Origin of the sequence: Streptomyces sp. F001 (assembly GCF_004187715.1) — a bacterium.
Classification (GTDB): domain Bacteria; phylum Actinomycetota; class Actinomycetes; order Streptomycetales; family Streptomycetaceae; genus Streptomyces; species Streptomyces flavusporus.
On sequence record NZ_QZWF01000001.1, the window covers coordinates 1,296,776 to 1,322,388 of the forward strand.

The 25,613-nt window shown below is 70.1% G+C and carries 23 protein-coding genes; 11 read left to right on the top strand and 12 right to left on the bottom strand.

The genetic code is table 11. The features are described from left to right. Window positions 1-16 precede the first annotated feature (16 nt). The 4 genes from StrepF001_RS05985 to StrepF001_RS06000 form a co-directional block, all read right to left on the bottom strand. Window positions 17-607 carry a sigma-70 family RNA polymerase sigma factor gene (locus StrepF001_RS05985; protein ID WP_240797292.1) on the bottom strand — a complete coding sequence of 197 codons (591 nt, stop codon included), beginning with the start codon at window positions 605-607 and terminating at the stop codon, window positions 17-19. A gap of 54 nt (window positions 608-661) precedes the next feature. Continuing rightward, complete coding sequence (locus tag StrepF001_RS05990; RefSeq protein WP_129797201.1) at window positions 662-1,711, bottom strand: aminotransferase class V-fold PLP-dependent enzyme; 1,050 nt, start codon at window positions 1,709-1,711, stop codon at window positions 662-664. A gap of 96 nt (window positions 1,712-1,807) precedes the next feature. After that, window positions 1,808-2,521: a DsbA family oxidoreductase gene (locus tag StrepF001_RS05995; RefSeq protein WP_129797202.1), complete on the bottom strand. Its 714-nt coding sequence runs from the start codon at window positions 2,519-2,521 to the stop codon at window positions 1,808-1,810. 94 nt (window positions 2,522-2,615) lie between these two features. Beyond that, window positions 2,616-3,224: a DUF1349 domain-containing protein gene (locus StrepF001_RS06000; RefSeq protein WP_129797203.1), complete on the bottom strand. Its 609-nt coding sequence runs from the start codon at window positions 3,222-3,224 to the stop codon at window positions 2,616-2,618. A 482-nt stretch (window positions 3,225-3,706) separates the two neighbouring features. Here StrepF001_RS06000 and StrepF001_RS46275 point away from each other — a divergent pair, with 482 nt between their 5' ends. Further along, window positions 3,707-4,081, top strand: a complete 375-nt coding sequence (locus tag StrepF001_RS46275) for a hypothetical protein (RefSeq protein WP_206306772.1) — start codon at window positions 3,707-3,709, stop codon at window positions 4,079-4,081. 256 nt (window positions 4,082-4,337) lie between these two features. Here StrepF001_RS46275 and StrepF001_RS06010 read toward each other — a convergent pair whose 3' ends face one another. Continuing rightward, entirely contained in the window at window positions 4,338-5,867 is a 1,530-nt protein-coding gene (locus tag StrepF001_RS06010; protein ID WP_129797204.1) for an aldehyde dehydrogenase (NADP(+)), read from the bottom strand. A 133-nt stretch (window positions 5,868-6,000) separates the two neighbouring features. On the opposite strand from StrepF001_RS06010, the gene StrepF001_RS06015 reads away from it, so the two are divergent. The 6 genes from StrepF001_RS06015 (at window position 6,001) to StrepF001_RS06040 (ending at window position 11,779) form a co-directional block, all read left to right on the top strand. Then, window positions 6,001-6,774: an IclR family transcriptional regulator gene (locus StrepF001_RS06015; protein WP_129797205.1), complete on the top strand. Its 774-nt coding sequence runs from the start codon at window positions 6,001-6,003 to the stop codon at window positions 6,772-6,774. Between the two features lie 4 nt (window positions 6,775-6,778). Continuing rightward, window positions 6,779-7,249: a GNAT family N-acetyltransferase gene (locus StrepF001_RS06020; protein WP_129797206.1), complete on the top strand. Its 471-nt coding sequence runs from the start codon at window positions 6,779-6,781 to the stop codon at window positions 7,247-7,249. Between the two features lie 80 nt (window positions 7,250-7,329). Next, a complete protein-coding gene (locus StrepF001_RS06025) occupies window positions 7,330-8,328 on the top strand; it encodes a hypothetical protein (RefSeq protein WP_129797207.1) in 999 nt (332 codons plus the stop codon). Next, window positions 8,325-9,623: a histidine kinase gene (locus StrepF001_RS06030; RefSeq protein ID WP_129797208.1), complete on the top strand. Its 1,299-nt coding sequence runs from the start codon at window positions 8,325-8,327 to the stop codon at window positions 9,621-9,623. Before StrepF001_RS06025 ends, StrepF001_RS06030 begins: the two co-directional genes overlap by 4 nt. Further along, a complete protein-coding gene (locus tag StrepF001_RS06035) occupies window positions 9,620-10,282 on the top strand; it encodes a response regulator transcription factor (protein WP_129797209.1) in 663 nt (220 codons plus the stop codon). Before StrepF001_RS06030 ends, StrepF001_RS06035 begins: the two co-directional genes overlap by 4 nt. 54 nt (window positions 10,283-10,336) lie before the next feature. After that, window positions 10,337-11,779: a penicillin-binding transpeptidase domain-containing protein gene (locus StrepF001_RS06040; protein WP_129797210.1), complete on the top strand. Its 1,443-nt coding sequence runs from the start codon at window positions 10,337-10,339 to the stop codon at window positions 11,777-11,779. A gap of 43 nt (window positions 11,780-11,822) precedes the next feature. Here the strand turns inward: StrepF001_RS06040 and StrepF001_RS06045 are convergent, their stop codons facing one another. Next, window positions 11,823-13,280, bottom strand: a complete 1,458-nt coding sequence (locus StrepF001_RS06045) for an NCS2 family permease (RefSeq protein ID WP_129797211.1) — start codon at window positions 13,278-13,280, stop codon at window positions 11,823-11,825. 226 nt (window positions 13,281-13,506) lie between these two features. Here StrepF001_RS06045 and StrepF001_RS06050 point away from each other — a divergent pair, with 226 nt between their 5' ends. The 3 genes from StrepF001_RS06050 to StrepF001_RS06060 all read left to right on the top strand — a co-directional run bounded on the left by StrepF001_RS06050 (window position 13,507) and on the right by StrepF001_RS06060 (window position 15,859). Next, entirely contained in the window at window positions 13,507-14,073 is a 567-nt protein-coding gene (locus StrepF001_RS06050; RefSeq protein ID WP_129797212.1) for a SigE family RNA polymerase sigma factor, read from the top strand. Then, window positions 14,070-14,939 (top strand): hypothetical protein, encoded by an 870-nt coding sequence (locus StrepF001_RS06055; RefSeq protein ID WP_129797213.1) that lies wholly within the window; start codon window positions 14,070-14,072, stop codon window positions 14,937-14,939. The genes StrepF001_RS06050 and StrepF001_RS06055 overlap by 4 nt, the downstream gene beginning before the upstream one ends. 86 nt (window positions 14,940-15,025) lie before the next feature. Next, window positions 15,026-15,859: a pectate lyase gene (locus StrepF001_RS06060; RefSeq protein WP_129797214.1), complete on the top strand. Its 834-nt coding sequence runs from the start codon at window positions 15,026-15,028 to the stop codon at window positions 15,857-15,859. A 97-nt stretch (window positions 15,860-15,956) separates the two neighbouring features. Here StrepF001_RS06060 and StrepF001_RS06065 read toward each other — a convergent pair whose 3' ends face one another. Next, complete coding sequence (locus StrepF001_RS06065) at window positions 15,957-17,111, bottom strand: right-handed parallel beta-helix repeat-containing protein (RefSeq protein WP_129797215.1); 1,155 nt, start codon at window positions 17,109-17,111, stop codon at window positions 15,957-15,959. Between the two features lie 277 nt (window positions 17,112-17,388). Between StrepF001_RS06065 and StrepF001_RS06070 the strand changes: the two genes are divergently transcribed. Continuing rightward, the gene (locus StrepF001_RS06070; RefSeq protein ID WP_129797216.1) at window positions 17,389-19,599 is read left to right on the top strand and encodes a family 43 glycosylhydrolase; all 2,211 of its coding nucleotides are present in this window, start codon (window positions 17,389-17,391) and stop codon (window positions 19,597-19,599) included. On the opposite strand, the gene StrepF001_RS06075 is transcribed toward StrepF001_RS06070, so the two are convergent. From StrepF001_RS06075 to StrepF001_RS06095, 5 genes are all read right to left on the bottom strand, one after another. Then, entirely contained in the window at window positions 19,580-20,707 is a 1,128-nt protein-coding gene (locus tag StrepF001_RS06075; RefSeq protein WP_129797217.1) for a dienelactone hydrolase family protein, read from the bottom strand. The genes StrepF001_RS06070 and StrepF001_RS06075 overlap by 20 nt on opposite strands. Further along, window positions 20,694-21,854: a pectinesterase family protein gene (locus StrepF001_RS06080; RefSeq protein WP_129797218.1), complete on the bottom strand. Its 1,161-nt coding sequence runs from the start codon at window positions 21,852-21,854 to the stop codon at window positions 20,694-20,696. Before StrepF001_RS06080 ends, StrepF001_RS06075 begins: the two co-directional genes overlap by 14 nt. A 94-nt stretch (window positions 21,855-21,948) precedes the next feature. Beyond that, window positions 21,949-23,265: a polysaccharide lyase family 1 protein gene (locus StrepF001_RS06085; RefSeq protein ID WP_129797219.1), complete on the bottom strand. Its 1,317-nt coding sequence runs from the start codon at window positions 23,263-23,265 to the stop codon at window positions 21,949-21,951. A gap of 18 nt (window positions 23,266-23,283) precedes the next feature. Continuing rightward, window positions 23,284-24,087: a rhamnogalacturonan acetylesterase gene (locus StrepF001_RS06090; RefSeq protein WP_129797220.1), complete on the bottom strand. Its 804-nt coding sequence runs from the start codon at window positions 24,085-24,087 to the stop codon at window positions 23,284-23,286. Between the two features lie 129 nt (window positions 24,088-24,216). Continuing rightward, window positions 24,217-25,578, bottom strand: coding sequence for a sugar ABC transporter substrate-binding protein (locus StrepF001_RS06095; RefSeq protein ID WP_129797221.1), 1,362 nt, complete (start codon window positions 25,576-25,578; stop codon window positions 24,217-24,219). Window positions 25,579-25,613: the final 35 nt, after the last annotated feature.

Here is a 25,613-nt window from a genome sequence, read left to right on the forward strand (position 1 = left end):
CCTTCCACTGCTGCCATCATGCGCCCCTTTCGAGGGCCGGGTCCGGCGGGTCGGCCAGGGATTCGGCCAGGGTGCGCAGCGCGGTGCGCAGGCGGGTCTTGGCGGTGCCCTCGGGGATGCCGAGTTCCACGGCCGCCTGCCGGTAGGTGCGGCCGGCGAAGTAGGCCAGGTGCACCACCTCCCGTTGCGGCTGCGGGAGTTCGGCGAGGGCGGAGTGCAGCAGCAAGGAGCGTTCCCGGTCCACGACCGTCTCGTCGGGTCCGGGACCTGGCTCCGGGATGGCGTGCAGGGCGGAGTCGTCGGCGCGGGCGGCCTTGCGGTGCCGGGCCTCGCTGCGCACCCAGTCCACGGCCCGCCGGTGGGCGAGCAGGGACAGCCAGGTGCGCAGTGAGCCGCGGCGCGGGTCGAAGGCGTACGGCCTGCTCCACAGCTGGGCGAACACCTCCTGCGCCACGTCCTCCGCGGCGGCCGCGCTGCGCGTCACCCGCACGGCGACGCGCCGCACCAGCCCGCCGTACGCCGTGTACACCTCGGCCAGCGCGGACTCGTCGCCGTACACCAGCCGCCGGTGCAGTTCCGCGTCGGCCCCGACGCCCGCCTGCTCCACCGGCACCACCCCCGGTGCCCTTCCTAGCGTCCTCGGCCTGACCGCGCCAGTGGTTCAGCCGGACAGCACGTCCAGCAGGCGGTCGACGTCGGCCGGCGTGTTGTACAGGTGGAAGGCGGCGCGCAGGTTGCCCGCACGATCGGAGACCTCGACTCCGGCGCGGCTCAGGTCGGGCTGGCGCCGTCCGAGTCCCGGCACGGAGACGATCGCCGAGCCGGGCGCCGGAAGGGGTTCGTGGCCGAGCGTCGCCAGGCCCGCGCGGAAGCGGTCGGCGAGCGACAGGTCATGCGCGTGGACGGCGGCCACGCCGAGTTCCTCGACCAGGGCCAGGGAGTGCCGGGCGCCGGTGTAGGCGAGGAGGGCGGGGCTCTCGTCGAACCGGCGGGCGGAGTGGGCGAGTTCCTTGACCGGGCCGTAGGTGCTGTCCCAGGGGTGTTCACCGGCCGCCCAGCCCGCGAAGACGGGAGTGAGTCCGCCGAAGTCCTCCGGTACGACGAGAAAGGCCACGCCGCGCGGGCAGACGACCCACTTGTAGGCGACGGAGGAGACATAGTCGAAGTCGTCCGCGGCGAGCGGCAGCCAGCCGACGGCCTGGGACACGTCGATGAAGGTGCGCGCCCCGTGCGCGCGGGCCGCCTCGCGGATCGCCGGCAGGTCGGCGATCCGGCCGTCCACCGACTGCACGGCGCTCACGGCGACGAGCGCGGTGTCCGGGCGGACCGACTCGGCGAGCCGCTCCAGGGGCACGCTGCGCACCTTCAGGTCCCCGCGGACGTGGAAGGGGTTCACCAGGGAGCTGAAGTCGGCCTCGGCGGTGAGCACCTCGGCGCCCTCGGGCAGCGCGGCGGCGATCAGCCCGCTGTGCACGGCGACGGAGGCCCCGGCCGCGACCCGGCTCGCCGGCACCCCGACGATCCGGGCGAAGGCGGCCCGGCAGGCCTCCACGTCGGCGAACATGTCCTGCGGCACGCCTTCGGCCAGGGACAGTGCGGCGGCGTGCAGCGCCGCCACCGTGCGGGCCGGCAGCAGGCCGGTGCTCGCGGTGTTGAGGTAGGTGTTCTTCGGGGCGAACTCGGCGCGGACGAGGCTCTCGAAGGTCTCCATGGGGTCCACTCTGCGGTCCCGGGAAGCCCACGTCCATTGCGTATTTCTACGTGGTTTCCCTAAGGACCGCTTATGGACCGGCCCTCACCTGCGGCTTCAGTGCTGCGGCACCGCGCACCCGTCCGGACCGCACGCCTCGGCGCCCGCGTCGTCGATCAGCTTCAGCGGCGACCGCTCGCCCCACGCCTGCGTGAGTGCCTGGCCGAACACCTCGGCGGGCTGCGCGCCGGAGACGCCGTACTTCCGGTCGAGGACGAAGAACGGCACCCCGGTGGCACCGAGCTGCGCGGCCTCCCGCTCGTCGGCCCGCACCTCGTCGGCGTAGGCGCCCGGATCGGCGAGCACCTTGCGGACGCCGGCCTCGTCGAGCCCGGCGGCGACACCGATCTCCACCAGCCGCTCGTCGTCGTCGAAGACGGACCGCTCCTCGGCGAAGTTCGCCTCGTACATCAGCTGGACGAGCTCACCCTGCCGGCCGTGCTCCTTGGCGAAGTGGAGCAGCCGGTGCATGTCGAAGGTGCTGCCGTGGTCCCGGCCGCGCGTCCGGTACGTCAGCCCCTCGGCGGCGGCCTGCGCCCCCAGGTTGTCCTCGCCGGCCTGCGCCTGGGCCTCGCTCATGCCGTACTTCTTCGCGAGCATCGTCAGCACGGGCTGCACGTCGTCCTTGGCCCGTCCGGGGTCCAGCTCGAACGACCGGTGCACGACCTCGACCTGGTCGCGGTGCGGGAACTGAGCCAGCGCCTTCTCGAAGCGGGCCTTGCCCACGTAGCACCAGGGGCAGGCGATGTCGCTCCAGATCTCGACGCGCATGGGTTCTCGCTCTCTCAGGCTCGTACCGGGTACGGAGACTCCCTCCGTCGGTGCGTGAACGTTCAAGCGACCGGTTTCATTCCCGTACGCCGGCTCAGCTGCCGTCCCGCAGATCCCGCGGCCAGCTCGGCCGGAACCCTATGTGGTCGTACGTCACCACGCATCCCTCCCCCAGTGGCGACTGGGTCATGAAGCCGACCAGGGCAGCTCCCGTCTCCTTCTCGCCGCCCAGCGTGAACAGCCGCACGAAGGCCCAGCGCTCGCCGTCGCGGGAGGCGTGGAAGGCGAACGCCCTGCCGGTGCGGCTGACGCGGAGCCAGACGCTGCTGCCGTCCACGACGAAGGAGTTCGCGTCGTCGGAGTGGTCCCGGGTCACCACCGTGCACACGGTGGGCAGATCGGGCGAGCGCTCCAGGCAGAGCTTCGCCCACGCCCGCTCACCGACGTGCACGTACAGCACACCCGCGTCGAAGGCGGCGGCGAAGCCGACCGTGACATGGGCGATCAGCTGGAAGTCCCCCTCCGGCGCACCCAGCAGCCGGGGCGCGTCGGAGGCGGAATCCAGGGCCTCGCCCGTGGGCGGCACGAAGCGGTCCTGGCGGGCTCCCGCCCAGCCGGTGAGCGCGCCGTCCTCGTACGACCAGTGGCCGTCGGGGCCATAGGTACGCAGCGGAAACGGGAGTTCGGGGAGTTCGAAGTCCATCCCGCCAGTGTTCCAGCCGGGCCGGGAGCCCTGCCCACCGGTCGGTGGAACGGTGCTTGACGAACCGTCACGCCCGCCTCCCGGCGTCGGCGTCGGCCTCGGCTTGGCGGGGACCAAGTCGCTTGCGCGGAACCGGGGTTCGACCCGGGTGAACCGGCTCGGAACAACCCCCGATGATCACGCCGTGGCCGTTCCTGTTCCCAGCCGGGTCCAAGCAAGATCGCGAAGTCAGGCTGGACATTAGGTCATAAATGGACACATCTCGCACGGCTCGATACGGTCGAATTACAGGCGCTACAGCTGCAGCAGTGACCAGCGAGCAGAGAAGTCGGCGCCAGAGGCCGGAATCCACCGGCCCGAACGGTACCCAGCGCATCGCGCTGCTGTGCAGGTACCGGTCCCGGTCCGCACCCTCACAACTGACGCTTCGACCGGGGCAAGTCACCGTCTGCACGTGCCAGTCCCGAAGGAAGAAGATAGTTATGCGCCCCAAGCGAACCATCGCACTAGTGGCGAGCCCTCTCGTCGTGGCCGCGGCCCTGGCACTCCCCGCCACGGCCATGTCGCAGAACTCGGACGCCTCGGTGGCGTCCGCCCCGCAGGCCCCGAACCAGCCCACTCCCACTCCCACTCCCACTCCCACCCCGACGCCGAAGCCGACGAAGACACTTACACCGGAGCAGCAGGGCAATCGGGACGGACGGGCGGCCGGGAGGGCTGACGGCGAAGACTGCAATTACAAGCAGTCCTTTGCGCCGAAGCAGAAAAACTCGAAGTACCGGTCGGCCTACAACACCTCTTACGAGCGGAACTACGACGCGACCTGCGTCGAGGAGGAGGAGGAGCCGGAGCCGTAGAACATGTCGCGGAGCCCCGCGTCGGATGTCCGGGGTCTGCGAAGGCAGGCCCCGCCACTTCGACTGCGGGGCCTGCCGCGCGAGCGAGGCTCTCCCAACCGTCCTGCACCGCAGCGACGACGGCCGTCCGGCCCTCACCTACGACTGTCCCGGAACGGCGAGCACGCGACGGACGCTGAGCTGATCCTCTCGGCGGTCGAGGCCGAGCGCCTTCACGCAAGCCTCTGCCGCGCGTACGCCGGTCCGGGCCGCCGGGTCAGACCTCCATCCGCCCGTTGAACCGCCGCGGCAGCCCCAGCGGGTTGTCGTCGCGCAGCTCCGGCGGGAGCAGCGCCTCGGGCGCGGTCTGATACGTCACCGGACGCAGCCAGCGCTCGATGGCGGTGCCGCCCACCGAGGTGGAGGTGGACGTCGTCGCCGGGTAGGGGCCGCCATGGTGCTGGGCGGGGGCGACTGCAACACCCGTCGGCCAGCCGTTGACCAGCACGCGTCCGGCGAGCGGCGTCAGCTCCGCAAGCAGCTCGGGCCCACGCCCCTCCCCCGCGGCCTCCTCCGTCGAGAGGTGAACCGTCGCGGTGAGATTCCCCGGCAGCCGCGAAAGAACGGCCTTGACCTCGGCTTCGTCCTCGTAGCGGGCGACGACGGTCACCGGCCCGAAGCACTCCTCCAGGAGCAGGTCGTACTCCCCCTCCTGCGCGAGCTTCTCCGCCGGAACCGTGAGGAAGCCCGCGCTCACCGTGTGCTCGCCGCCCGCGCCCGGCGTCACGGGCGACTCCACGTCGGGGAGTTGCGCACGCTCCGCGACACCGGCGACGAAGTTGTCCCGCATACGGTGGTCGAGCAGCACGCCCGCTTCGGTGTCGCTGACCGCCTCCGTCAGCGACTTCACCAGCCGGTCCCCGGCCGCGCCCTGCGGCGCCAGCACGAGACCCGGCTTCACGCAGAACTGTCCGACGCCCAGCGTCATGGAGCCGGCGAGCCCGCCGCCGATCTGCTCGGCGCGCTCCGCTGCCGCGGCCTCCGTGACGAGCACCGGGTTCAGGGAGCCCAGCTCACCGTGGAACGGGATCGGCACCGGACGCGCGGCGGCCGCGTCGAACAGGGCCCGGCCCCCTCGTACGGAACCGGTGAAGCCCGCCGCGGCGACCAGCGGGTGTTTGATCAGCTCGATGCCCGCCTCGAAGCCGTGGACGAGGCCCACGACCCCTTCGGGGATGCCGTGCTCCGCGGCGGCCCGGCGCAGCACGGCCGCGACCAGCTCGGACAGCGCGGGGTGGTCGGGGTGGGCCTTGACGACCACCGGGCAGCCCGCGGCGAGCGCGCTCGCGGTGTCGCCGCCGGCGACGGAGAAGGCGAAGGGGAAGTTGGAGGCGGAGTAGACGGCGACGACGCCGAGCGGGACCTTGTAGCGGCGCAGGTCCGGGATGGGCGGGGTGGCGGTGTCGTCGGGGTGGTTGATGACGACGTCGAGGAAGGCGCCCTCGTCGACGATGTCGGCGAAGGCCCGCAGCTGGTAGCAGGTGCGGGCGAGTTCGCCGGTCAGCCGGACCGGGCCGAGCGCGGTCTCGGCGTCGGCGGCCTCGACGAGCTGGTCCTTGGCGTCCTGGAGCCGGTCGGCGGCGGTGCGCAGGAAGGCCGCCCGGACCGTGCGGTCGGCGAGGTCGCCGCGGACGGCGTGGGCGGCGCGGACGGCGGTGTCCACCTCCTGGGCTGTGGCCTCCACCGCAACCTGTTCACGCTGCTTCCCGGTTCGGGGGTCGACACTCCAGACTGGTGCTGCTGCCACCGCGGGTCCCTCCACACATGTATTGCCGCAGTTCTGGGTCATCCACCAGGGTCGTTCGATATACTGAACACTGTCTCTGATGGTGAATATGCTGTTGGAGACTATTTCCCGTCGAACGAAGGGGTCAAGGGCGATGTCGGCAGGCGAGACGGGGGGCGGAGCGCAGGTCAAGTCCGCGGTACGGACGGTTGAACTGCTCGAGTACTTCGCCGGACGTCCAGGTATGCACTCGCTCGCGGCGGTCCAGGAGGCCGTGGGCTATCCCAAGTCGAGCCTGTACATGCTGCTGCGCACGCTCGTCGACCTCGGCTGGGTGGAGACCGACGCGACGGGCACGCGGTACGGGATCGGCGTACGGGCGCTGCTGGTGGGGACGTCGTACATCGACGGCGACGAGGTGGTCGCGGTGGCCCGGCCGACGCTGGACCGGCTGTCGGACGACACGACGGAGACGATCCACCTCGCGCGCCTGGACGGGACGAACGTCGTCTACCTGGCCACCCGGCAGTCGCAGCACTACCTGCGCCCCTTCACCCGCGTCGGCCGCCGCCTGCCCGCGCACTCCACCTCCCTCGGCAAGGCGCTGCTGAGCACGTACACGGACGAGCAGGTCCGCAAGATGCTGCCGGAGACCCTCCCCGCCCTCACCGAGAACACCATCACCGACCGGGAGAAGCTGATCGAGGAGCTGCACCAGGTACGGGAGCAGGGGTACGCCGTGGACCGCGAGGAGAACACGCTGGGCCTGCGCTGCTTCGGCGTGGCGATCCCCTACCGCACGCCGGCCCGGGACGCGATCAGCTGCTCGATCCCGGTGGCCCGCCTCACCCCGGCGCACGAGCAGATGGTGAAGGACGCCCTGTTCGACGCCCGCGACCGGCTGACGCTCGCCACTCGTAGACTCTGACTCCATGGATGTGGAACTGCGCGAGGTCCACGACAGCGACCTGGCCGTCTTCTACCGGCAGATGAACGACCCGGAGGCCCTGCGCATGGCGGCCTTCACCCCCGAGGACCCGGCCGACCGGGACGCCTTCGACGCGCGCTGGAAACGGATCCGCACCTCGGCGGACGTCCTGCGCACGATCCTCGCCGACGGAGACGTGGTGGGGAGCACGGCCGTGTACGGGGAGCCGGGCGAGCGCGAGGTGACCTACTGGGTCGACCGCGCGTACTGGGGCCGGGGTGTCGCCACGGCCGCCCTGCGGGCGCTGCTCGCCGAGGTCCCCGAACGCCCGCTGTACGCACGGGCGGCGGCGGACAACGAGGGCTCGCTGCGGGTGCTCATGAAGTGCGGCTTCCAGGTCAGGGACCGGGCCCGGGGATTCGCGCACGCGCGCGGCGAGGAGATCGACGAGCTGGTCCTGGCGTTGGAGGGCTGAGCGGGCCTCCCCCATGCGGCGGAGACGGATCACCGTCGCGCAGGAGGTGGGCCCCTGCCGTCGCGCGGGAGCGTGGACGCATGACGCAGACACTCGCTTCTGAGCAGGTGACGCCCACCGTCGGGGCCGACCGGTCCCGACGGTTGCTGCGCGTCGTCGCGATCGTCTCCTGTGTGCCGTATCTCGCGCTCAAGGTCGCCTGGATCGCCGGGAGTCACATCGGGATCCCTCAGAGCAGCCCGCTGCTGGAGCACCGGGGGAGCATGGCCGTCGCCAACGCCGTCACCGTCCTCCTGGACGGTGCGGTGATCGTGCTCGCCCTGGTGCTGACCCGGCCGTGGGGGCTGCGGGTCCCGGCGTGGCTGCCGGCCTTCCCGGTGTGGGTGGCCACCGGCCTGCTCGCGCCGATCATGGCGGGCTTCCCGATCCAGCTCCTGGCCGACATGCTCGCCGGCACCCCGGGGAGCGCCCCGGGCGACAGCGAGCCGTTCCTCGACGCCTGGGTCTTCGGGGTCGTCTACTCGGGGTTCATCGTGCAGGGACTCGCCCTCGGCGCCCTGTTCGTGCCGTACGCCCGGGACCGCTGGGGCCGGCTGTGGCAGGGGCGGGTCTGGGAGCTTCCGGTCGGCGTCATCGGGGCGGCCCAGCGGGCGGTCGCGGCTGCGGCCGCCGTACTCGCTCCGCTGCCCCTCGCGGTGCACCTCCTGTGGGCGTGCGGCGGCACCGCCGGGCTGGACGAGGCCCGGGTCGCCGACCGGACGAGTGGCTTCCACGTGATGGAGGCGCTGTCCGCCGCCTTCCTCGCCATGGCTGTCACCGGCGGCTTCCTGCTCGCCTTCCGGCGCGGCCGGGCCCTGCCCGTCAAGCTGCCCCTCGCACTCGCCTGGGTCGGTTCCGCCGCCACGGTCTGCTGGGCCACCTGGTTGTCGCTGGCGCCTCTCACCGACGTGGCCGACGGGCCGACACCGCTGATGAACCTCGCCTACGCTGGCCAGATGATCGTCGGCATCCTCGTCGCCTGCCTCGGCGTCCACTTCCTCGCGGAGCGGTCCGCGGGCCGGAAACGCCGTACGGCATGAGCCGGTTCATCCCGTTCCTGTTCGGCAGGCGGGCGCGTCGCCGCTGGCTCCATCTGATCATCGGCGGCGCGCTCGCCATGCCGTACGTCTTCGTGGGCCAGCTCGTCGTCGGTCCCGCCACCGACTCCCGGTACGTCTTCAACGACCTGCCCCTGCAACTCCTCTCCTTCGCCGTCGGGTTACCCCTCGCCGCGGTGACCTCCGTGCTGTTCCCGCTGACCCGGCCCCTGGAGGCCGGCGCCGTGCGGTGGCTGTGCGGGGTCGACGGGGACCGGCTCGCCGACGGGCCGGCCCGGACGCGGGACGCGAAGGGGCGTACGGCGGCCTGGTTCACGCTGCATCTCGGGCTCGGCGGGATCATCTCCGGGATGTCGCTGGCGGTGCCGCCGTTCGCCGGCTTCCTCGTCGCGCTGCCGCTGATCGTGTGGCTGGGCGGTACGGAGTTCGTCGAGTTGCCCGAAGCCCTCGAACAGACCTGGGTGGTGGCGCTCGCGCCGGTCGCGGGCACGGCGACGCTGCTCGCGCTCGCCGGCTGCGCGGCCGCCTGTGGCGCGCTCCTCGCCCGATGGGCGCCCGCGCTGCTCGGCCCCACGCCCGAGGACCGGCTCGCGGCGGCCGAGGCCCGCGCCGCCGACCTCGCCGTACGCAACCGGCTCGCGCGCGAGTTGCACGATTCGGTCGGCCACGCGCTCAGCGCCGTCACCCTCCAGGCGAGCGCGGCCCGCCGAGTCCTCGACGCCGACCCGGAGTTCGTCCGCGAGGCCCTGGCCGCGATCGAGGACACGACCCGGCGCACGGTCGGTGAACTCGACGCCGTGCTCGGCGTGTTGCGGGACGGCGACGCCCCCGGTACGGCCCCGGCGCCCACCCTCGCCGCCGACCTCGACTGCCTCCTGCGCCGCACCCGCGCAAGTGGGCTGCGGGTGACCGCCACGGTCGACGCCGACCCCACGGCCCTGCCGCCCGTCCTCTCCCGCGAGGCCTACCGCATCGTGCAGGAGGGGCTGAGCAACGCCCTCAAGCACGCCGGTGACGGGGCGGCCGTACAGCTGCGGATCGAAGTGACCGACGGGCACCTGGAGATCACCGTCGAGAATCCCGTCGCCTCCACCCCCGAGCTCCGCCCCGGTGGCGGTCACGGCCTGCGGGGCATTGCCGACCGGGCGCGGCTGCTGGGCGGGACGACGCGGGCCGGTGCCGCGCAGGGGATGTGGCGGCTGTACGTACGACTTCCCACGAAGGGATCTTACGAACGACCGCGATCAGCCCACGAGGAAAGGTATGGACCCGCATGACGACCCGCCCGCCCATCCGCGTCGTCCTCGCCGACGACGAGCGCATGGTGCGCACCGCCCTGCGCGCCATCCTCTCCGCCGAGCCGGACCTGGAGGTGGTCGGTGAGGCGGCGACCGGGACCGAGGCCGTGTCCGTCGTCCGGGAGCGGCGGCCCGACGTGGTCCTCATGGATGTGCGCATGCCGGAGATCGACGGCATCCGGGCCACCGAGCAGATCCTGGCCACGCTCGACGAACCGCCGCGTGTTGTCGTCGTGACCACCTTCGAGCACGACTCCTATGTGTACGACGCCCTGCGTGCCGGAGCCGCCGGGTTCCTGCTGAAGCGGGCCGACGCCGACGCGCTCGTCCAGGCCGTACGGCTCGTCTCGCACAGCGACACCCTGCTGTTCCCGTCGGCCGTGCGCACGCTCGCGGCCGAGCACGCGCGCGCGTACCCCGCTCCACCGCCCTGGGTGGCGCGGCTCACCGGCCGCGAGAGCGATGTGCTGCGACTGATGGCGCAGGGCCTGACCAACGCGGAGATCGCGCGGCGCATGGAGGTCGGTCCGGCCACCGTGAAGTCGCATGTGGCGGCGATCCTGGCGAAGACCGGCACCCGGGACCGCACGCAGGCGGTCATCGCCGCCTACGAGGCGGGCTTCATGAACGCTCGATGAGAAAACGGGGCGGAAGGGAACGATCCGGTCTGTCCCGGTCGTCTTCGAAGCGGGATGAACAAGACGATCAGGCGCGCCTCCGTCTTCGCGCTGCTGCTGGTGCTCGCTCTGCTGGTGCGGGCTACCTGGGTGCAGTTCTACGACGGCCAGGCCCTCGCGGACGACAAGAACAACCGGCGGAACACGATCGCGCTGTACAGCGAGCCGCTCGGCAACATCATCGTGGGCGGCGACGCGGTCACCGGCTCGGCGCGGACGAAGAGCGGTGACCTCGCGTACAAGCGGACGTACACGGACGGCTCGCTGTACGCCGCCGTGACCGGGTACAGCTCGCAGGCGTTCGGAGCCACCCAGTTGGAGGGCATCTACCAGGACCTGCTCGGCGGAACCGACAACCGTCTCAAGAGCGTGCTGGACACGGTCACCAACAAGCGGTCGGAGCCGGGCAACGTGATCACGACGATCGACCCGGATGTGCAGAAGGCGGCGTACGACGCGCTCGGCGACAAGAAGGGCGCCGCCGTCGCGATCGACCCCACGACCGGGAAGATCCTGGCGGTCGTCTCCACTCCGTCGTACGACCCGTCGCGGATCACCACGGGCGACTCGGACGCCTGGACGCAGCTGACCAAGGACTCCGACAAGCCGATGACGAACCGGGCGCTGCGCCAGCCGCTGCCGCCGGGTTCGACGTTCAAGCTGGTCGTCGCGGCGGCCGCGCTGGAGGACGGCCTGTACTCGTCGGTGGACGAGAAGACGGACAGCCCGGACCCCTATCCGCTGCCGCAGTCGAGCGACAAGCTGACGAACGAGAACCCGTCCGCCCCGTGTGAGAACGCCTCGATCCGGGTGGCTCTTCAGTACTCGTGCAACAACGTCTTCGGGAGCATGGCCGTCGACCTGGGCCAGGACAAGGTCAGGGCGATGGCCGAGAAGTTCGGCTTCAACGACGACGAGCAGGACGTGCCGGTGCGGGCGTACGAGAGCGTGTACCCGTCGGACATGGACGACGCGCAGACGGCCCTGTCGGGCATCGGCCAGTTCGATGTCACCGCAACGCCGCTGCAGATGGCGATGGTCTCAGCGGCCATAGCCAACGACGGCAAGCTGGTCTCGCCGCATATGGTGTCGCAGATCACCGACAGCAGCGGTGATGTGCTGCAGGACTACGACGACAACGCCTCGACGGAGGAAATCGTGAGCTCCTCGACCGCCGAGCAGCTCCAGTCGGCGATGCAGACGGTGGTCGAGGAGGGCACGGGGACGAACGCGCAGATCGCGGGCGCGACGGTGGGCGGCAAGACCGGCACGGCCCAGCACGGCGAGAACAACAGCAAGACGCCGTACGCCTGGTTCACGTCCTACGGGAAGGCCGACGGCAAGGAGGTCGCCGTCGCGGTCGTGGTGGAGCAGTCGGACGCGGCGCGTTCGGAGGTCAGTGGTAACGGGCTGGCGGCGCCGGTGGCCAGGGCGGTCATGGAGGCGGCGCTGAAGTAAGGAAGGAAGGGGGCAACCCGCGTAAAAAGGTTGCCCCCACCGGTCACTTCACTCCGAGAATCTGTTCGATCGGGTCGATCGCGAAGTACACCAGGAACAGCGCCGAGGTCCCCCACAGCAGCCAGTGGACCTCCTTCGCCTTGCCCAGCACCGTCTTGATCAGGACGTAGGCGACGAAGCCCGCGCCGATGCCGTTGGTGATGGAGTACGTGAACGGCATCACCGCGATGGTGAGGAACGCCGGGATGGCGATCTCGTACCTGTCCCAGTCGATCTGCTTGACCTGGGTCATCATCAGGAACCCGACGGCGACCAGGGCCGGGGCGGCCGCCTGGAGCGGGACGATGGTGAGCAGCGGGGTGAAGAACAGGGCGAGGGCGAACAGGCCGCCGGTGACCAGGTTGGAGAAGCCGGTGCGCGAGCCCTCGCCGACGCCGGCCGCCGACTCGATGTAGGAGGTCGCCGAGGACGACGAGGCGGCGCCGCCCGCGACGGCCGCGGCGCCGTCGATCAGCAGGACGCGGCCGAGGTTCGGGACCTTGCCGTCCTTGTCCAGCAGCCCGGCCTCCGTGCTGATACCGACGACCGTGCCCATGGTGTCGAAGAAGTCGGACAGGATCAGCGTGAAGACCAGCAGGACGACGGTGATGACGCCGACGCCGGGCTCGCCGAACGCGCCGAACAGGCTGAAGTCGCCGATCAGTCCGAAGTCGGGGGCATCGACGACCTGGTCGGGCCACGCGGGCGTGGTCAGGCCCCAGGTCTTGATGTCGGCGATGGAGTTGATGACGATCGCGACGACGGTCATGGTGACGATGCTGATGAGGATGGCGCCCTTGACCTTGCGGGCGAGCAGTCCGATGGTCAGCAGCACGCCGAGGCAGAACACGAGAATCGGCCACCCGGTGAGCGTGCCGGAGCCGCCGAGCTGAACCGGCACCGTGGTGTTCGCGGCGTCCGGGATGCGGCTGACGAAGCCGGCGTCGACAAAGCCGATGAAGGCGATGAACAGGCCGATGCCGACGCTGATCGCCTGCTTGAGCGCCTGCGGGATGGCGTGCATGACGGCCTCGCGCAGCCCGGTGACGACAAGGACGCAGATCAGCAGGCCTTCCAGGACGATCAGGCCCATCGCGTCGTCCCAGCTCATCAGCGGGGCGATCTGGAAGGCGACGACCGCGTTGAGGCCGAGTCCGGCGGCCAGGGCGAGGGGCAGATTGCCGCCGATGCCCATGATGACGGTCATGACCGCGGCCACGAGGGCGGTGGCGGTGGTGAGTTGAACCGCGTCGAGCTGCTCTCCGTACTTGTCCCTGGCACTGCCCAGGATGATCGGGTTCAGGACAAGGATGTAGGCCATGGTGAAGAACGTGGCGAAGCCGCCACGTATCTCCCGGCCGAAGGTGGACCCCCGTTCAGAGATCTTGAAGAACCCGTCGATGCTGTTCGCCGCCGGTGGCGGGACACTTGGCCGGTCGGTCACCTTCTGCGTTTCGGACATGGCGGACACTCCTTGGCGCCTGAATGATCTGTGTGCGGATGCTGGCTGGATTGTTCCCTCGTTGAACCTGTTCCAGGTTTTCTCCGTGTTACGGAATCGGGTTCGGTCCGCCATACGGCGTTCGAAGTCCCGTACGAGACACATGAGTATCGCTGGTACAGTTCCGGATCTCATCCCGGCGTACGGCAGTTCGATGCCGGGCCAACGCTTCGAGGAGAGACCGCCCGTGGGGACAGTCGTCGACGACGCCGCCTCCGTGGAGTTCCATGCCTTCTTCGAACGCCACTACGCCGAACTGGCCCGCCTGGCCCATCTGCTGACGGGTGAGGCGGACGCCGCCGACGATCTCGCGGCGGATGCGCTGCTGGCGCTGTGGCACCGCTGGGACCGGGTGCGCGCGGCCGGCCACCCGGTGGCGTACGCGCGCGGAGTGGTCGCCAATCTCGCCCGCACCCGTATCCGCAGCGCGGTGCGCGAGCGGCGCCGGATCGCCCTGTTCTGGTCCCAGCGCGAGGAGAAGACCGAGAACCCGGACATAGCGGGCTCGGTGGATGTACAGACGGCGCTGCGCAGGCTGCCGTTCCGCAAACGGGCCTGTGTGGTGCTGCGGCACGCCTTCGATCTGTCGGAGAAGGACACCGCGCTCGCCCTGGGTGTGTCGGTGGGTACGGTGAAGAGCCAGACCTCGAAGGGAATGGCCGAGCTGCAACGATTGCTCGGCACACAGCAAGCTCCGCAGAAGGTGCACGCCGCGATGGCGCGCACCGGTGAGGCCGGAGGAAGGAACCGATGACGATGCAGCGGGACGTGCACGGCGAGCTGCGCGCCCGGCTGCACGAGGCGGCCGAGGCGCACGAGCCCGACCGCGCGCGCATCCTGGCCCGGATCGACCGCGGTATGACCGAGGAGGTCCGTGGCGGCAGCGGCCACCGGGCGACCCTCCCGCCGGCGTTCGGCTGGCTGCGGGTCGCGGGTGCGACGGCCGCGGTCGCGGGTGTGCTCGCGGTAGGCGGGTACGCGGTCGCCTCCGCGGTGAAGGAGGAGGCTCCCCCGCAGCGGAAGGTCGCCGTGTCGGCGACGCCCACGCCGTCGCCGGAGGCGACGAGCCGGCCGCCCGCGTTCCCGGTGGACCCGGAGCCCAGCAGCCCGGTGGAGTCCCGGGAGGAGCCCAGCTCGCCCCCGGCGCAGTCGCCGTCCGCCTCGGCGTCCGCACCGGCACAGCTGCCCGCCGACGCCGGCGTCGAGGACGGTCCGCTGTGGTCGGACGGCTCGGTGGACCCGCACAGCAACGACTTCTGGGCGCAGAGCAACATCACTGTCAAGACCAGCGAGCAACTTACCGAGCTGACCGTGCAGTTGAGGATCGCGCAGACCGGCGGGGTCTCCTCGACCGGCGCCTGGCGGTCACTGCCGGAGGACGACTTCACGCTGTCGGTCGGCGAGCAGGACGGCTTCCTGGTGTACACCTGGGTGCTCAGGGAGGGTCGTACGGTCCCGGAGGGCGAGTGGGTGTTCGCCGGGCAGTACGACCACGAGCGCGGCGGCCGGGACGCCAAGGACGACGGCTACGCGGCGACCGCGCGGGCGGGCACCGAAGAGCTGTCCGTAGCCGGCGACTTCGCCGCCCAGGACGACGACTCGTCCGAGGGCGACTCGTAAAAAACTTCTGGAGACACGGCAACCCGTTCCTCACCGGTGACGACCACAAGGCGCAAGAGTCACCACCCCACTTGAGGAATCGGTACATGACTGCACCAGCAGAACAGCGCGTGAGGCACCGCCGCCGGGTCACCAGGCGGCGGGCCGTGATCGGCTCCGTGGCCGCGCTCGGCATCACCGGAGCGGCGTTCGCCACCACGTCGCTGCTGTCCACCGCCGGCGCCGCGTCCAGCTGGCCGACCGCCAAGGGCAACAAGGCGGTGAGCAGCACCATCTCGGTGTCGGGCACGTACGACGGCGGCTACCAGCGTTTCTACGGCAGCGGCGAACTGGGCGGCAACGGCCAGGAGGAGGGCCAGGACCCGATCTTCCAGCTGAAGGACGGCGCGGTCCTGAAGAACGTCATCCTGGGCTCCCCCGCCGCCGACGGCATCCACTGCCAGGGCAGCTGCACGCTGCAGAACGTGTGGTGGGAGGACGTCGGCGAGGACGCCGCCACGTTCAAGGGCAAGTCGGCGTCGTCCGTCTACACCGTGCACGGCGGCGGCGCCAAGAGCGCCAGCGACAAGGTCTTCCAGTTCAACGGCGCGGGCAAGCTGGTCGTGACGAAGTTCCAGGTGTCGGACTTCGGCAAGCTGGTACGCACTTGCGGCAACTGCTCCACGCAGTACAAGAACCGCTCGATCATCATCAACGACGTCGATGTGACGGCGCCGGGCAAGTCGATCGTCGGCATCAACTCCAACTTCGGCGACACGGCCGCCCTGCGCAAGGTGCGCATCCACGGCGACAGCAGCAAGAAGATGAAGGTGTGCACCCGCTTCCAGGGCAACAACACCGGTGCGGAGCCCAAGGAGCTCGGCAGCGGCCCGGACGGCACGCACTGCCGCTACACGGCCTCCGACGTCACCTACAAGTGAGTCGCTGAGAGCTGCCGGCCCGAGCCCCCCTCGGGCCGGCTGTCGACCGGCCCCCGCCGGTGACGACCGGCGGGGGCGTTCCCTTGTGTTTCCCCGGCTACTTCATCGTCGCGCCGATGCTCGTGGATCCGGTGGTCAGGAAGGTGGTCGACGGCAGCGAGCCGTCCGCACCGCGGGCGCCGTACGCGGCCTTCGCGTCCGTGGTGGCGAACGCCGGTGTGGCGACACCCGCGTCCCAGTTGTTGGCCGCCGAGACGGTGGCACCGCCGAGCTTCGCCTTCGCGTCGCCGTTGCCGACGGCGAGGTTGCGTGCGAGACGCGCCTTGCCGGTGGCGAAGTAGAAGCCGTCCTCGGTGTTGGCGTAGGCGGTGTTGCGGTACAGCACGATGGCGCCGGTGTTGGAGTTCTCGGTGAAGCCGTGCAGGGTGTTGTCCCAGGCGGCGTTGTTCTGCACCTGGTGGGCGACCAAGGCTCCGCCGCCGCCCAGCTTGAAGCCGTTGCCGTTGCCCTCGAACGCGGAGTCGGACCAGCGGTTCTTGCCGTTGCCGAACGCCCAGGAGTTCTTGATGGTGACCGGTGAGGAGAACTGCCACAGGTCGAGGCCGTCGTCCGAATTGTTGTAGAGGCGGGCGCCGTCGAGGACGTTGCCGGTGCCGGAGCCGAACTTGACGGCGATGCCGTCGGCGTTCTGGCCGTGTCCGGCGGGGTCGTAGTTGCCGTAACTGTCCAGGTTCTGCACGAGGTTGTTCGCGGTGCCGTCGCCGCGCAGGGTGAAGCCGGAGTCGCCGTTGTTCGCGGTGACGAGGTTGCGGAAGATGCCGCCGGTGGAGGAGGTGACGACGAAGCCCTGGGCCGGGGAGTTCTGGAAGGTGAGGTTCTCGACGGTCCAGTAGCTGCCGTAGATCCCGGCGAGCCAGGAGCCGTAGGGCAGCTTGGAGCCGTCGATCTTCACCTTCTCGCTGCCGTACGCCTTCAGCGTGATCCGGCTCGAACTTGTCCCGCTGGCCGTGGACCTGAGGCTCGCGGTGGGGGTGTACGTGCCGCCGCGCACCTGGATGGTCGTACCGGCGACGGCGCTCTTGACGGCCGACTCCAGTTCGGGGGTGGTGGAGACGGTGACCGTCGTCGAGGCGGCCTGGGCACCGCCTTCGGACAGGCCGAGGTACACACCGCCCGCCCCCGCGGCGACGGCCACTGCCGCGGCGATCGAGAGGGTGCGCGTCCTGCGGTGGCGTCCGGTGCTCTGACGCACTGGGGCGTTCCTTTCGTTTGCATTTGGCCGCCTCCGGGGCGCTACAGCCGCCCCCTTCGGCGCGGGGATGGGCGAAACGGGCCGGAGGGGCCGCCCCGGCCCGTTTCTGAGATCCGGTCGTCGCAGTGGCCGGAAAGGTTGCCGGGCCGCGCGAAAAGGACCGAAACTTTCGGTCCCCTCCGGCCCCGGCAGCACCGATTGACGCACCGTCCTCAGCAGATGACACTCCGAAGGCACGTCACCCAACAAAAATCCCCACACTCACACAGGATGTGCCATGCGCCGCCCCACCGTCCGCACGTTCCTTCCGCTTCCCTTCCTCGCCCTCCTCTTCACCCTGTTGACCGCCCCGCCGGGCAGCACGCAATCAGGAGCACCACCTGTGAAGGACACCCAGTACTCCGGTTATCTCTTCGCCTACTTCACCGGCGAGGGCACCGCCGACGGTGAGCAGATCCGCTACGCCCTCAGCCGCGGCAACGACCCGCTGCACTGGCGGGAGCTGAACGCGGGCAAGCCGGTCCTGACCTCCACCATCGGCGAGAAGGGCCTGCGCGACCCGTTCGTGATCCGCTCCCCCGAGGGCGACAAGTTCTACATGATCGCAACCGACCTGCGCATGTACCGCAACTCCAGCGGCAGTTGGGACCACGTGCAGCGGCACGGCAGCAAGTCCATCATGGTGTGGGAGTCCACCGACCTGGTGCACTGGACCGACCAGCGCCTGGTGAAGGTGTCCCCCGACAACGCGGGCAACACCTGGGCGCCGGAGGCCTACTGGGACGACACGCTCGGCGAGTACGTCGTCTTCTGGGCGTCGAAGCTGTACGCCGACGACGACCCGGACCACACCGGCTCGACGTACAACAAGATGCTGTACGCGACGACGAAGGACTTCCGCACCTTCAGCAAGCCGAAGGTCTGGAACGACCCCGGCTACTCGGTGATCGACTCGACGGTGGTCGAACACAAGGGGACGTACTACCGCTACACCAAGGACGAACGGGACCCGAGCTCGTCCAGCCCCTGCTCGAAGTTCATCACCGCCGAGAAGTCGACGACGCTCACCTCGACGACGTACGACTTCGTCGCCGACTGCATCGGCAACGGCTCGATGGACCGCGGTGAGGGGCCGACGGTCTTCAAGTCCAACACCGAGGACAAGTGGTACCTGTTCATCGACGAGTACGGCGGCCGCGGCTACCTCCCCTTCGAGACGACCGACCTCGACTCGGGGCAGTGGACGCCCTCGCAGAACTACCAACTGCCGGCAAGTCCCCGGCACGGCACGGTGATTCCGGTGACGCAGGCGGAGTACGACCGGCTGCTGGCGGCGTATCCCGCGAGCCCCGCCTCGGTCGTGGACGCGACGGTGAAGGACCAGAAGGGGTACGGGATCGTCACCGAGAGCGCCTCGAAGGTCGTGCTCCCGATGCAGCCGGACGCCGACCTCACTCGCCTCGCCCCGAAGCTCTGGGTCGCTGAGGGCGCCACGGTCAGCCCGCGCTCCGGCACCCGGCGCGACTTCCGCAAGCCGCAGCCGTACACGGTGACGGCCGCGGACGGAACCGAGCGCACCTGGACGGTCGAGGCCGTGCGGACCCGCAGCCCGATCCTGCCCGGTCTGTACGCCGACCCCGACATCCGCTACATGGACGGCCGCTACTGGATCTACCCGACCACGGACGGCTTCCCGGGCTGGAGCGGTACGCAGTTCAAGGCGTTCTCGTCGAAGGACCTGGTCCACTGGAAGGACCACGGCGTGATCCTGGACCTGGGGCCCGACATCTCCTGGGCGGACAAGAACGCGTGGGCGCCGGCGATCGCCGAGAAGAACGGCAAGTACTACTTCTACTTCTGCGCCGAGCAGCAGATCGGCGTCGCGGTCGCCGACTCCCCCGCCGGCCCCTTCAAGGACGCGCTCGGCAAGCCCCTGGTCGCCAAGGGCGGTTCCTGGAGCGGCCAGATGATCGACCCGGCCGTCTTCACGGACGACGACGGGACGTCGTATCTCTACTGGGGCAACGGCCGCGGATACGTGGTGCCGCTGAACGACGACATGGTGTCGTTCGACCCGGCCGAGGTGAAGGACATCACCCCGGCGAACTTCCGTGAGGGTGCCTTCGTGGTGAAGCGCCAGGGCACCTACTACTACATGTGGTCCGAGGACGACACCCGCAGCGAGAACTACCACGTCGCCTACGCCACCGGCCCCACTCCGCTCGGCCCGTGGACCAAACGGGGCACCATCCTCCAGAAGCGCCCCGAGTACGGCATCCTCGGCACCGGCCACCACTCGGTGGTGAACGTCCCCGGCACCGACGACTGGTACATCGTCTACCACCGCTTCGCCCTCAACGGCCCCGGCAGGCCGGGCGGGGACGGCACCCACCGGGAGACCACCGTCGACCGCCTTCGGTTCGCGGCCGACGGGACGATCGAGCCGGTGGTGCCGACCCTGGGATCGATCAGGCCCGTTCGGGACTGACCGCCGGACCGGGTTGCTGCTGAGAGCCTGGTTCCAGGACGGCGTCGAGCCAGCGGAGGACTTCGTCCTGCATACGGTCGACGAAGACGTGACCGAGGTCCGGCCAGGTCCTCAGCAGCAACGCCTCCTCGGCATGGCAGGAGCGCCAGACGGTCCGCAGCCTGTCGTACGCCACGCGGACGCCGGTGGCGGGAAACAGCGGATCCAGTGCGCCGTTGAAGAAGAGCATCGGCCTGGGGGCGGCGATGCTCGCCACGTCGGGGATGTCGAGATGCCGGGCGAGCCCGGGGTGGAGCATGTAGTACGCCGACTGCCCGCGCAGCGTGTTGTTACCGGGCACCATCATCTCCTTCAGGCCGGTCATCCAGCCCACGCAGGCCGCGGCCGCGATGTCGTTCGTGAGCGCGGCGGTCTGCCAGGCCCGGTAGGCGCCCATGGAGAAGCCGAACGCCGCGACGCGGTGCGGGTCGACGCGGTCCAGGCCGGCCAGGAATCCGGCGGCACGGACGTCCTCGCGGGCCATGAGCCCGGCGAGGGAGGAGCCGAGGTGGTAGAGGCTGGCGGCCAGCGCCTGCTGCTGGTCGTAGGCGAGGGGACCTCGGTCGCCCCAGCCGAGGGCGTCCACGGCGAACACGGCATAGCCGCGCCGGGCGAGTTCGTCGCCGATGAACCGCCCGCTGAAGTGCCGGTCGGCCCAGGCCTGCGCGGCGGCCTCCCGGGTGTCGTCGTACCAGGGCCGGACGAGTTTCTCCTTGCCGATGTCGAACCTGGCGCCGTGGTCGTGCAGAAGCAGCACGGCGGGGAAGGGGCCGGCGCCGTGCGGGGTGAGCAGGGCGCCGCGGACGCGCTCGTAGCCGGTGAGGGAGAGGGTCACCAGCTCCCTGGTAAAGCCGTCGCCTGGGGAGCGGGGGCCGAATGCGGGGGCGTACGGGATCGCGTCCTGGCGTCCCACGACGAGCAGTTCCTCGACCTTGGCCCGGGCGGCGCATCGCCACGCCGGGAAGGAGCGGACCGGCGAGCTGCCCCAAGCGAGCGGGAAGTCCAGCTCCGCCTTCAGGGCGGGGTGGAAGTCCGGCAGCGGCCCGTCGACGGAGTCAGGTGCGCTCATACGGCCGCCAGTCACCGAGATACGCGCGCCGGGTGTGTCCGGCCGCCGTCTCCGGCGTCAGCTGCGGCCGGTTCTCCGGCACCGAGATCACCGCCCCCGGACCCGAGTTGGCGTACTCCGTGAAACGCATCGACTGCCACGGATAGGTCTCGCGCATGTTCGCGTAGGGCGCGACCGCGTCGATGCCGGTCCCGAGCCAGGTGTCCCGCACGGTGAGCATCGGGTGGGCGGTGGTGTCGGAGCTGGGCACCCAGGGGCGGGCCAGCTTGTAGAAGGCGTCCGGGGCCTCGCTGCTGACCCGGCTGCGCGTCACGAGGTAGCCGCGCGGGTTGGCGCCCGCCGTGGAGGGTGCGAAGACGAAGCCGTACGGGGCGCCGGTCAGGTCGGTGCGGTTCAGCGTGCGGAAGTGGCAGTGCTCGTACACCGCCGTCGCCCGGCCGAAGACGAAGTCGACATCGCCCTCCACATAGCAGTGGGCGTAGTACTGGCGGGCGAACAGGCCGAGGTCGAACGAGTCGGCGTACAGGGTGTCCTGGTGACCGAGGAACCGGCAGTGGTGGAAGGCGCAGCGGTCGCCCTGCACCTTGATGGCGACGGCCTGGGTGCCGGAGACACCGGGGTGGTCGACGCGCAGCCAGTCGTTGGCGAAGGTGATCCAGCGAGCGGTGAAGCCGTCGGTGCGGATCAGGGTGGTGGCCGAGCCGCTGGTGCCGTAGGTGCCGGAACCGTCGGGCTTCGGGGTGCCGGCCGCGTTGTCGTACACGATCACCACGTCCCGCGGGTTCTCGCTCGCGCCGATCCAGGTCATCTCGGTGGCGGCCTCGGTGCGCTGCCCGGTGGCCGGGTCGACGACCCCGGCGCTCACCGTCTCACGGTAGACGCCGGGCGCGATGACCAGGGTGAATCCGGCGGTGGTGGCGGCGTCGACGGCGGCCTGGACGGTGGTGAAGTCGCCGTGCCCGTGCGGATCGACGTAGACCGTCTTCGGCGTCAGCCGCCGGGCCGGTGACCCGTAGCGGCCGAACGGGCGCCGCTGTTCATGGGCGTGCGCGGACAGCGGCGCCAGGCCGAGGGCGGCGCCGGAACCGGCGCTCGCCATGAGGAATCCCCTTCTGGACAAGGGGAGTCGGAGGTGGGACGAGGACATGCGGGTGCTCCTTCGCGGTGCGGCTCGGTCGGTGGGTGAGCGCCGGGACGGACTGCGATCGGCGCAGCCCGCCCCGGCCCGTACTGGGCGGACGTCAGCGCAGCCGGCCGGCGCCGGCACGGTCGCCGACGATCCTGGGGACCCACCGCACCGGGTCGACCTTGGTGCGCAAGGTGGGCGTCCAGCCCGCGCCGGACTGGAGGGTCTCGCCCGGGATCTCCGCGTTGTGCACGGCGATGAGGTCGGTCGGCTTCCCGTTGACGTGGTTGCCGGCGGCGGTGACGGGCGCCTCGTTCCACTTCTTCAGGATCTTCGCCGGACTGACCCCGTCCGGCAGGGTGAACGCGTTGTGCTCGGCGACGAGTCGGGACTCCTTGCCGATGCCGAAGCTGTAGGAGTAGCCGGGGCCGGCGACGAAGTGGTTGTTGTACGAGTCGACCTGTCCGAACCGGACGCGCGGCGCGCGCTCGATCAGGTTCGCGAACAGGTTGTGGTGGAAGGTGACCTTCAGATGCCCCCGGTCGCCGACGGCGGTCGACTCGCTGTCGCTGTTGCCGATCAGGATCGTCTTGTCGTGGTCGGCGAAGACGTTCCACGAGGCGGTGACGTAGTCGGCGCCCCGGACGATGTCCAGCTCGCCGTCGTGCTGCTGGTACAGCATGCCGAAGTAGGTCGGCGCGGCGCTGTCGGGGTGGTCGCCGTCCGTGAAGGTGTTGTGGTCCAGCCAGACGTGCGTGGAACCGTAGACGACCGCGCTGTCGTACTCGGAGTTCCAGTTCCCGGTCGATCCGTCCGTGGGGTCCCACTGCGGGAAGCAGTCGACGGGGCTCTCGATGGTGAGGTTGCGGACGATGACGTTGTCGACGCCCTTGATCTGGAGGCTGGCGCCCTTGAAGCCGGCGTTGTGCCCGATGCCGATGATGGTGGTGTTGGCGGGGACGAAGGCCTTGACGGCCGCGTCCTGCCGGGCCGCAGAGGCGCGGCGCAGCCCCTCGGGACTGTCGGCGGGCTCGGCACTCAGGTCGGTGTCCAGCCCCCACTTCTCCGGCGCGTACTTCTCCAGATAGGCGTCGAAGTCGTACCCGGGCGCGGCGAGGGCGTCGCACCCCTCGGCGACCGCGTCGATGGTGCCCTTCACCTTGATGATCTTCGGCGCGTCACCGCCGTCGGCGAGCGCCCGCCTGAACTCGGCCCAGCTGGTGACGGTGTACACATGCTCGGCGTCGGCGGCGGCACCTCCCGTGGTGCCGGTGCCGTACGCACCCCAGCCGTCGTTGGCGCCGAGCACCTGACGGGCGGTGTCCCGGTGCCCGTCCGCCCCGGCGGAGGCGGTCCCCGCGACGGACAGCACCAGGGCGGTGCAGCCCACGAGCGAGGTAATGACAAGTCCATGACATCCATATCTGCGCATGGTGCGGCTCTCCTCGCGTTATGCGCCCGCGGCGTCGGCCGCCTCGGGCCAGGTGATCCAGGAGGTGGGAATGTCGTCCTCCAGCCGGACGACGTCCCGCGGCGCGAGCACCCTCGTACGCAGCAGCTCCCGCGCCACCAGCCGGGCCACGGCGATCGCGCCCGGCGGATTGAAGTGCGTGTTGTCCTGCTCGGTCGCGGTCCAGTTGAAGTACGCCTTGGTCCCCTCGACCCCGAGTTCCTGCCACAACCCCAGCGACAACGCCTGAACGTCGAGCAACGCCACCCCCTCCGCCTCGGCGAGCGCACGCATCGCCGCCGGGTAGTCGCCATGGCTCGGCACCGCGTTGCCGCCCACATCGAACCTCCGACGCTCGACGGGGGTGAGCAGCACCGGCCGCGCACCACACGCACGGGCACCGTCGACGTACAGCCGCAGGTAGTCCTGGTACGTGGTCCAGGGCTCGGTGTAACGCGCGGGGTCTGCGACCTTCTCGTCGTTGTGCGCGAACTGGACGAGCAGAAAGTCACCCGGCCGTATTGCGGCGAGGATGACGTCGAGTCGCCCCTCGTCGACAAAACTCTTCGAACTCCGCCCGTTCACCGCGTGATTGGCAACAGGCCGGTCCTTGCGCAAGAAGAAGGGAAGTGCCATGCCCCACCCGCTCTCGGGCGCGGCGTCGGCGTATTTCTGGGCGGCGGTGGAATCACCGGCGATGTAGAGGGTGCGCCGTCGGCCGCCGGCCTGAGCGGTCCCACCAGCGGCGACGACAACGGGAACGGCGAGAGCAGCGGAGGCAACCTGCCGACGACTAAGAGACATGTCGATGTGCCTTTCAAACGGGGGCCAGGGGAACGCCCTCAAGGGGCGCGGGGAACTGCGCGACCAGCCAGGGACGGCCCGCAGCCTGCACACCACAGACCGCCCCACGGCGAAACCCAGCAACAAGAACTAGCCCTGCTGCTCCTTCCATTCGGCCTGCGCCTCATTCAGCTGCTCGGCCAACGTGTCCAGAAACTCCTTCGCACTCATGTCCCCCAGCAGCACCTTCTGGAAGTTCGGCTCGTTGTCCGCCTTGGAAATCGTGTTCCAGTCCGGCAGGTAGTACGGCAACTGCACGATGGTCGTGGACCCGTCACTCAGCGCATCCGCAGCCAACTTCGTCGGCTCCGCCTCGGAAATCCACGCGTCCTTCGCCGCATCGGTGTGCGCCGGCACCTGCCCCGCAGACTCGTTGAACTTCGAGTTCGCCTCGGGCGAGGTCGCGAACTCGATGAACTTCCACGCGGCTTCCTTGTTCTTGGAGCTCTTGAACACCCCGAGCCCGTCCACCGGGTTGGACACCTGCACCCGCTTGCCGCCGGGCCCGATCGGCTGCGGAATGCCCCGGAACTTGTCCGTGCCGAACGCCTTCACATGGTCCTGGTACGAGCCCAGGTTGTGGTTCAGCATGCCGATGGTGCCGGAGTCCCACTGCGCGACCATCTTGGTGAAGTCGTTGTTGAGGTCGGCGGCCGGGGTGACCTTCTTGTAGAGGGCCGCGTACTTCTCCAGCGCCGCCACGTTCTTCGCGTCGTTGACCGTGGTCTTCTCACCGCTCGCGTCCCAGAAGGACGTGATCCCGGACTGCCCGTACATGGCGTCCAGCGCCTGGGCGATCGACCCCGCCCCGCCCCGGATGGTGTACCCGAACTCGTTCTTGCCCGCGTCGGTGAGCTCCTCGGCGGCCTTGTAGAAGGCGTCCCAGGTGGTGGGGTCCTCCAGTCCCGCCTTCTTGAACAGGTCGGTGCGGTAGTACAGGACACCGTTGTTCGCGGAGGTCGGGATCGAGTACAGCGTGTCGTCGCCACCGCCGGCCGCCTTCAGCGACTCGACCATGTCCTCGTTGAGCTTGCCGTTCAGCGACGACTTGGCGAGCCGCTCGTCCAGCGGCTCCAGCGCGCCCTGCGCGGCGAACCCGGCGAGCATGGCCGCGCCGACGCCGCCGACGTCCGGCAGGCCGCCGCCCTGGATGGCGGTGTCGACCTTGGACTGGTACTCGGTGGAGGCGATCCCGACGTACTCGACCTTGATGTCCGGGTTCGCCTTCTCGAAGTCGGCGATGATCTCCTTCCAGATGTCGGTGCGGACACCGCCATTGTTGTCCCAGAAGACGATCTTTCCCTTGCCGTCGCCCTCGCCGCCCTTGTCGCCGGCCGCACCGCTGCCGTCGTCGCCGCAGGCGGTGACGGTCAGCGCGAGCACGGCGCCCAGGGCGACGGCGGCCGGCATACGACGCCTGCCGGTGCTGCTTCTGCGATTGCTGATCTTCATTGGTCGGCTCTCTTCTTCTGGATCCAGCTTCAGAT